The organism is Synechococcus sp. W55.2, assembly GCF_047461635.1.
Lineage (GTDB): Bacteria > Cyanobacteriota > Cyanobacteriia > Thermostichales > Thermostichaceae > Thermostichus.
Genome location: NZ_JANSHM010000095.1, coordinates 1 through 7,767, shown reverse-complemented (window position 1 = coordinate 7,767; position 7,767 = coordinate 1). Strand labels below are relative to the sequence as shown.

The following is a 7,767-nucleotide window of genomic DNA, read 5'->3' as shown; positions in this document are numbered from 1 at the left end:
TTGGCGCGTACACGGCTGAACCGGTCACGGACGGCCTGGATGTGCTCTCCACTCCAAGAGCGTCCGTTGCTAGCGGTAGCTATATCCCGACTGCCCAAGTCAACTCCGATCACCCTTGGAGTCTTGCCAGTCGGGGGAGTATCCAGCTCAACAGCAATGTTGATGTAGTAGTCCCCTTGCTTGGTCTTGGACAGAGTAGCGCTGGTGGGCGTTTGCCCCCGCAGCAAAGCGATTTGATAACCGCCAATCTTGAGCTTGAGCCAAACCCGTCCGCTCATCAGGGTCACGCCCACGGCTTGGTCGGACTCTCGGTACTTAAAAGTACGAGCGTCCAAAGTCAGACTGGTGGGGCGGAACTTGTGGACTTGCTTCACCGCCTTGGCATTGCTAATCACCCGACGGAGCGCCTGACAGACGTGGTTGGCTTTCAGCCCCGTTGCTGCCTTTACCGGTCGATAGACCAAGTGGTGCAGCTTGGCGGTATTCCAGCAGTTCTTTTGTTCGGCGGTATCGAGAATCTGGTTGCAAGCGTTCGCAAAGCCCTGCAAAGTGCGGTCAATTTCTTGACGCAACTCTTGTGGGACTATCAGCTTGCAACGTACAGAGATAGTCTGGCTCATGGGTTTATTATAGCTCATCCAAAGTTTAACTGGCAAACCTATATGGAGGAGGGCTTTCCTCCCGACACCAAGCCTGCGGCTATGGTGCGGGCCTCCAGCCCGAAAATTTGGTGAAATGCAAGGACTCCGTCCCGCTGACGCGATCGGATCCCATTCCCCGCCTCTGGCCAACCCCTCGATGGTGGTGATGGCTTGGCCCTGCAAGCGCGCCGCCGGGTACAGGCAACTGTGGACGGGATCCCCCTCCAACAGCACCGTGCAAGCCCCGCAATCCCCCGAGTCGCAGGCACGGCGTACCCCCACCCAGCCCAGCTCCCGCAACAAGCTCAGCAGAGTGATCCCCGGCGGAACCACCTGCCCATAGGGTTGGCCGTTCACCTGAAATCGGATGGGAATGGGAGTGGGATCCATAACGGTCTTCTTTTTTCACTCACATCTACCCCATTCTGTTTTGAGCAAAATGTTTCGAGTGAACCATTGGATTGCCCTGTTTGTTTTCATCCCTCTTCCCCATGAGGTGAGGGGATCCTGCCTATCGCAGATCGGTTTGCCCTCCCTCGCTGGGATGGCTTTCTTGGATGATCAGAGCAGGATTTTGTGAATTCAAATCCCAAGTGCAGGCCAAGCCTTCTTTGCCGAGATCTCTTCGCTTCCCTCAACTCCATTGATGACTTAGCCTATTTACCCTAGGAGACACTATGGCAACTCTTTACTTCAGCCCGCTTTTCGAGGTACAAGCTCTGCAAGCGGAGCCCAACCGGGGACGCTCTCGCTCCTTCCTGCCCACTCCTCTGCAGGTTTGGGAGAGCGGCGAAGCCTACACCGTCCAGTTGTGGGTGCCCGGTGCCAATCGGGAACGCTTCCACATCGAGGCCACGGCTCAACAGCTCTCCATCAGCGGCGAGATCCAGGTTCACGGCCCTGAAGGTGCTGAATTGCGCTACCAAGAAGTGGAGCCCCAACCTTTTCAACGCATCCTCAAGCTGGCCCGCCGCATCCAGCCGGAGAAAGTCTCGGCCACCTATCGCGACGGCATCCTCACCCTCACTCTGCCCAAAGCCGACGCAGCGCGGGTGATCAAAGTCCAAGTGGGCGCCTCAAACCCCACTACTCCGACGGAAGCCGTGACGGTGGAAAGCCAACCTGCCTAGGATCCCCCTCTTTTCGGGAGAGGGGCTGGGGGTGAGGATCCACTGCACGCGCACCTCATCTCCCACTTTGAAACCCAAGGCACGGCTGGCATTGCCCCGGTTTTGCACGATCTCCACCCAGCCGGAGCTGCCCACCAAGACCAGCACTTCGCCAACTTCCCCCTCGGCAAAAGTGGTTACGGAGCGGACGGGGATCCCTTTGATCCAGGCGCTCCAGCTTCGACCTTCCACCCACTGTCCGGGCAGGTTGGTGATGCCATTGCCGAAGTGGTCGATGGCCTGGACCAGGCCGCGACAGCCGTTGGTCTCCATCTGGGGTGGCGGCCACTCCCAGCGGGTTAGTTCTGCTACGTCTAGGGGATCCCCCAGCTCCGCCAAAGGGATCCCGTTGGCCAGATGAGCGGCAACCGGGGCAAAAATATCCCGCCCATGAAAGGTGCGGCTGGGAGAGGGGGTGCGCCAATAGCGGGGCCGGTTGAGTTCCACAGCAGCCAGCGCCGGAGTTTGGGCCAAAACGCCGCTGAACAGGCCATTGTCGGGGCCGACCAAAAAGCCCGTCTCGGTTTGGATGGCCACCGCCCGTCGACTACTCCCCACCCCCGGATCCACAACGGCCAGGTGAATGGTGCCTGGCGGCAGGTAGGGATAGGCCGTCATCAGGGCAAAGCGAGCCACTGCCACATCCTGAGGCGGGATCTCGTGGCTGAGGTCGATGAGTTGAGCCTGTGGGGAAAGGGTATGAATCACCCCTTTCATAATGCCCACATAGGGATCCTGCAGGCCAAAATCCGTCAACAGGCTAATAAAAGGCATACCCTTTTGAGGCTTGAGGATCCCAGTTTAAGGATCCCAAAAGATAACAGCGCTTATGGATGGGGTGGCTAGCGGGCAGCAAGAGCAGGTTGCGGGCGCTCATACACCTGCCCCAAACGCGCCAACTGCTGCACCAACAAACTCAAGAACAGGCCCACATCGGTAACAATCCCCACCGACTCCAGGGATCCCCGATCGGCCAGCTTGGTCACCACTGCCGGGTTGATGTCTACGCAGATCAGCTTGACCCCGGCAGGCGTCATGTTCCCGGCACCAATGGAGTGCAACATGCTGGAGAGCATCAGCACCATGTCGGCCCCCTGCAGCAGCCGTGCGTAATCCTGCTGGGCCTTGATCAAGTCCATCTCCGTATCCGGCAGCGGCCCATCGTCGCGGATGGATCCCGCCAGGGAGAAGGGCACCTGAGCGCGAATGCACTCGTAGAACACCCCACCGGTAATCACGCCCGCTTCCACTGCAGCCCGGATGCTGCCGTACTTGCGGATGAGGTTGATGGTTTTGAGGTGATGCTTGTGGCCGCCCTTGACCGGCGTGCCCCGCGACAGATCCACCCCCAGCGAGGTGCCGTAGAGATTCTGCTCCAAATCGTGAACGGCAATGGCATTGCCCCCCAGCAGCGCCTGCACATAGCCTTCGCGGATGAGGGTGGCCAAGTGGGATCCACCGCCCGTGTGGATGACCACCGGCCCTGCCACCACCACCGTTTTGCCGCCCCGCTCCTTGATTTGCCGCAGCTCCCAGGCAATCTGCTCCACCAGGATCTCCACCCGCCGCTCGCTGGAGACTCCCGATCCCATAAAGGTGAACTCCTGGGAAGAGCGCTCTTTGCTGGCCTGGCGCACGGTGCGGATCCCTTCCACCCCACACACCACGGCATCCCCCACCTGCAAATCTCGAATCAGGGTGCAATAGGCTGAAAACTCCGTCTTGCCATTGCAATCGGATCCCTTGACCACGATCACCCCATCCATGCGCTGCCGCTGCACCGGGATCCACTGGCCGGCCACCCGCACCTGCGTGGGATAGATGGTGGTGACATAAAAATCGTCGGGCGCTACCCCTGCTTTCTCTACCCGCTCCAGACGGGCATCTTGCTGGGTTTCTTCCGAGAGACGGGCCCCCTGCTCGATCAAGGCGCTGAGGATGGTGTCCAGGGTCTCTTCGGTGGGAGCCGAAACGGCCAGCTCCACTGTAGAGGTGCTCTGCCGTTTTTCCCCAAGTTGAAACTTGAGGATCTGGAAGCTGCCGCCATTGTCCACAATGCAATCGACGGCCCTGGTGAGCAGATCGCTGTCCACCAAATGTCCCTGGAGGGTCACCGTCCGGCTGAGCACTGTGGCCACCGGATCGGTTTGGGGAGCCACCGTCTCGTCGAGGCGCAGCGTCAGGCACTTGGCCGCCCCACCGGCTTTCAGGAACTCCGTCAGCTCCGTCTGCACCACCGCAAATCCCCGCTCCTGTAGGGCGGCTTCCAGCTCTGGGCTGACCCGATTCACCAAGATCGTGCCGTTCACATCCACGGCATTGCAGGCAAAGTGAATGGCATCCGCCTCCTGAACCGGGATCCGCTTTTCAGGGGGCACCCGCATCTCGATCAAGCGGTTGGAATAGGCATCAAAAGCCGGTGGATAGTAAAGCAAATAGCCTTCGGAGAGGGGGCAAAAGCAGGTGTCTAGGTGGTAGAACCGCTCGTCCACCAGCCGCAAAGACAACACCTCGATCCCCAGCCACTTGGCCAAGTAGGGGTGAGACTCCAACATGGAGCGAAAGCCGTAGCCCGCCCACAGCCAGCGCCCTGCCCGATCCAACAGAGCATCTCCCGCCCCCTCAAAAGCCAGGGCTGGCGGCAGCTCATAGACGGTGTAGCCCTGTTCCTCAAACCAAGCCTTGAAATGGGGCTGTTCCCCCTGCCGCTCTGGGTGATAAAAACGGCTCAGCACCACCTTGGATCCCAGGATGAGCCCAGCATTCGCCGTAAACACCATATCCGGCCATCCCGGCACCGGCTGGATCAGCTTCACCTCCGCCCGCTGCGAGAGATGCCGATAAAGAGCCTGCCACTGCTGCAGCGCCCGTTCTCGCGAAGAGCGGTGAACATTCCCCACCATCCAGGGGTTGATCACATAGTCCACCTCGTAGTGATCGGGTGGGCACATCAAATACCGAATGGCACCAGGCATAGATCTCAGAGCGCAATCTGCAGCAGGGCATCCCCTAGATTAGCAGTTGCGTGAGCAGCATCCTCAAGAATCATGAAAGAATCATTATTTGTGGGAATCTTTCGCCAGCTCTGGCTGCAGTGGGCTGGGATCGGCAATGTTGGGCAACTCCAGACAGTAGCCCGCCCCATAGACGGTTTTGATGTACTGGGGGTGGCGGGGATCCGGCTCCAGCTTGGTGCGCAGGTGGCGGATGTGAACACGGATAGTCTCGATGTCGTCGTCGGGCTCGTAGCCCCACACCTCCTGCAGGATTTCGCTTGGAGAAACGGTCTGCCCGTGTCGCTGCATCAGGCAGTGGAGCAGGTCAAACTCCAGGTGGGTGAGCTTGATGGTTTTGCCGAACCACAACGCCTCAAAGCGCTCCGGCACCAGCGTGAGGGGGCCATAGGTGAGGATCTCCCCATGCTTGGCCGCCTGTGGGATCCGGTCTGAGCGACGCAGCAGGGCCCGCACCCGCACCAGCAGCTCCTGCACCTCAAAAGGCTTGGTCAGGTAGTCGTCGGCACCGGCATTAAAGCCCTCGATCTTGTCCTGGGTTTGGCCGAGGGCGGTGAGCATCAAAATCGGGATCTCGCTGGTGCGCTCCTCCCGCCGCAAGCGCTGACAAACGGTCAGGCCATCTACCTGGGGCAGCATCAGGTCGAGGATGATCAGATCGGGGAGAACTTGCAGAGCCAGTGCTTGTCCGCGCACCCCATCGGTGGCCTTCACAACCTCGTAGCCCGCCAACTCCAGATTGATGCGCAGGATATCCAGAATCGAAGGGTCGTCCTCAATAATGAGTATGCGAGCCATAGCCGGTTGCAGCCCAAACTGCGGATAAAACGTTTTGTTAAATGTGCTAACAAAGAGCCGAAGCTTTACGACTGGAAGTTTACTTAATTTTAGCCTCATTGCAAATCTTACTGCGAAGTTAACCCGCAGGGTTGCCCAGCCCGGAGCCGGATGCAGGGGAAACTTTTCAACCCGTTTGGGGCAAATGGGCCCGTTTTTTCGGATCCCCCTTGGGGATCGCTGCAATAAGGCGGCGGGTGTAGTCTTGCTGCGGCTGCTGGTAGATCTGGGAGGCGGGGCCAAGCTCTTCGATGCGGCCCCGGTTCATGACCATGATGCGGTCGCTCATGAACTTGACCACGCTCAGGTCGTGGGAGATGAACAGGTAGGCCAACCCCAGTTCCTCCTGCAGATCCTTGAGCAAGTTCAGCACCTGGGCCTGCACGGAGACATCCAGGGAAGACACTGCCTCATCGCAGACGATCAGGCGGGGCTCCGAGGCCAGGGCGCGGGCAATACAGATCCGCTGCCGCTGTCCTCCGGAAAACTGGTGGGGCAGGCGATCCAGCGCTTCCGGATCCAACCCTACCCGTTCAAACAGGCGTTGGGCCCGTGCTCGTCGCTCAGCAGCATTTCTCCCAATCCCGTGCAGGGCCATTGGCTCTATGACGCTGGCTCCCACACTCATGCGCGGATCCAGTGAGGCTACCGGATCCTGAAAGATCAGCTGAATCTCGCGGCGGAGACGACGTAAGCGTTGGGGCGGCAAGCGGAGCAGCTCCTCGCCGTCGTAGATCACCTGGCCAGAGCTGGCACGGACCAGGCGCAACAGGGTTCGCCCCAGGGTGGTTTTGCCGCAGCCGGACTCTCCCACCAGCCCCAAGGTCTCTCCGGGGTAGAGGTCAAAGCTGATCCCATCCACAGCTCGGATCTCGCCCACCTGGCGGCCAAATGGCCCTCGACGGACGGCGTAGTGGGTTCGCAGATCCCGCACCTGCAGCAGGGGGGGCTGACCGTACAGCCGGCGCAGCCGTTCTTCCTCTAAGGACTCCGTCCCGCTTACGCGAACGGCAGCCGGGATCTCCACCTGCTGCCACTGCTCCTCTGGGGATCCCCCTTTTTCCAGAAAATCCTGGACGGTGGGCAACCGCCGCAACCGCCGCTCCAACACCGGGCGACAGGCCAACAGGCCGCGGGTGTAGGGATGCTGGGGATCCCGAAAGATCTGCTCCACCGATCCCTGTTCCACAGCTTGGCCCCGGCGCATCACCACCACCTGATCTGCCAGTTCGGCCACCAAATTGAGATCGTGGGTGATGAAGAGGATGGCCATCTGCCGGTGCTGCTGCAGCTCCCAGAGCAGGCGCAGGATTTCCGCTTGCACCGTAACATCTAGAGCGGTGGTCGGCTCATCGGCAATCAACAGTTGGGGATTGGAGGCGATGGCACAGGCAATGGCCGCCCGTTGGATTTGGCCGCCGGAGAGCTGATGAGGGTAGCGCTCCAGCATCTGGGGAGAAAGCTGCACCTCCTCAAACAGGCGAATGGCTTGGGCGCGGATCTCCGCCGGGCTCAGGGAGGTGTTGGCCCTCAAGGTTTCCTGTAACTGCTGGCCACAGGTGTAGAGGGGGTTGAGGGCGGTGCTCGGCTCCTGGAAAATCATGGCGATCTGGGATCCGCGATAGCGCCGCCGTTGCCGGGGATCCAACTGCAGCCAGTCCACCGTTCCGTTGGGGCCCTTGAAGAGGATTTTGCCCTCCACCCGGGCCGAGCTGGGCAGCAGATCAATCAGCGTCAGGGCGGTCATGGTTTTGCCGGATCCCGACTCCCCCACCAGGCCTAAGGTCTGGCCGATCCCGATCTGGAAAGACAGCCCGTCCACCACCGGGGATCCCGAGGGCTCGCCAGCTGCACGGCTGGGCAAGAAAACCCGCAGCCCTTGTACGGTCAGCAAGGCAGAATCGGCAGCAGGAACAGCCTCGATCATGGCGACGAAAGCGCTCCGCACCGCTGGCGCGAACGCAATGGGAGGATTGGCAGGATTATAGACCACCGTCCCCGTCTTGGCCCCCAAAGTGCTCCGCACCGCTGACCAAAAGGCGCGGCAAGCCCCGTCCTTCAGGGCAGGGAAGGATAGCGCCGACCGTAGCCGACGCCCTTTAAAAA

5 protein-coding genes and 2 pseudogenes are annotated in these 7,767 nt (G+C 60.3%); 1 reads left to right on the top strand and 6 read right to left on the bottom strand.

The features are described from left to right. Positions 1–572 (bottom strand): annotated as a pseudogene (locus tag NW828_RS13325) (RNA-guided endonuclease TnpB family protein); the annotation flags it as partial. 330 nt (positions 573–902) lie between these two features. Beyond that, positions 903–1,031: pseudogene (locus tag NW828_RS13320) on the bottom strand (hypothetical protein); the annotation flags it as partial. Between the two features lie 287 nt (positions 1,032–1,318). On the opposite strand from NW828_RS13320, the gene NW828_RS13315 reads away from it, so the two are divergent. After that, on the top strand, positions 1,319–1,771 hold the full coding sequence (locus NW828_RS13315; protein WP_011431920.1) for an Hsp20/alpha crystallin family protein: 453 nt from the start codon (positions 1,319–1,321) through the stop codon (positions 1,769–1,771). On the opposite strand, the gene NW828_RS13310 is transcribed toward NW828_RS13315, so the two are convergent. The 4 genes from NW828_RS13310 to NW828_RS13295 all read right to left on the bottom strand — a co-directional run bounded on the left by NW828_RS13310 (position 1,718) and on the right by NW828_RS13295 (position 7,588). Then, positions 1,718–2,584, bottom strand: a complete 867-nt coding sequence (locus NW828_RS13310) for an S-adenosyl-l-methionine hydroxide adenosyltransferase family protein (RefSeq protein WP_414384369.1) — start codon at positions 2,582–2,584, stop codon at positions 1,718–1,720. The genes NW828_RS13315 and NW828_RS13310 overlap by 54 nt on opposite strands. A 68-nt stretch (positions 2,585–2,652) precedes the next feature. Next, complete coding sequence (locus NW828_RS13305; protein WP_414384367.1) at positions 2,653–4,785, bottom strand: TIGR00300 family protein; 2,133 nt, start codon at positions 4,783–4,785, stop codon at positions 2,653–2,655. Between the two features lie 84 nt (positions 4,786–4,869). Further along, entirely contained in the window at positions 4,870–5,622 is a 753-nt protein-coding gene (locus tag NW828_RS13300) for a response regulator transcription factor (protein WP_414342492.1), read from the bottom strand. 166 nt (positions 5,623–5,788) lie between these two features. Beyond that, positions 5,789–7,588 (bottom strand): ABC transporter ATP-binding protein, encoded by a 1,800-nt coding sequence (locus tag NW828_RS13295; RefSeq protein WP_414384371.1) that lies wholly within the window; start codon positions 7,586–7,588, stop codon positions 5,789–5,791. Between the last annotated feature and the right edge of the window lie 179 nt (positions 7,589–7,767).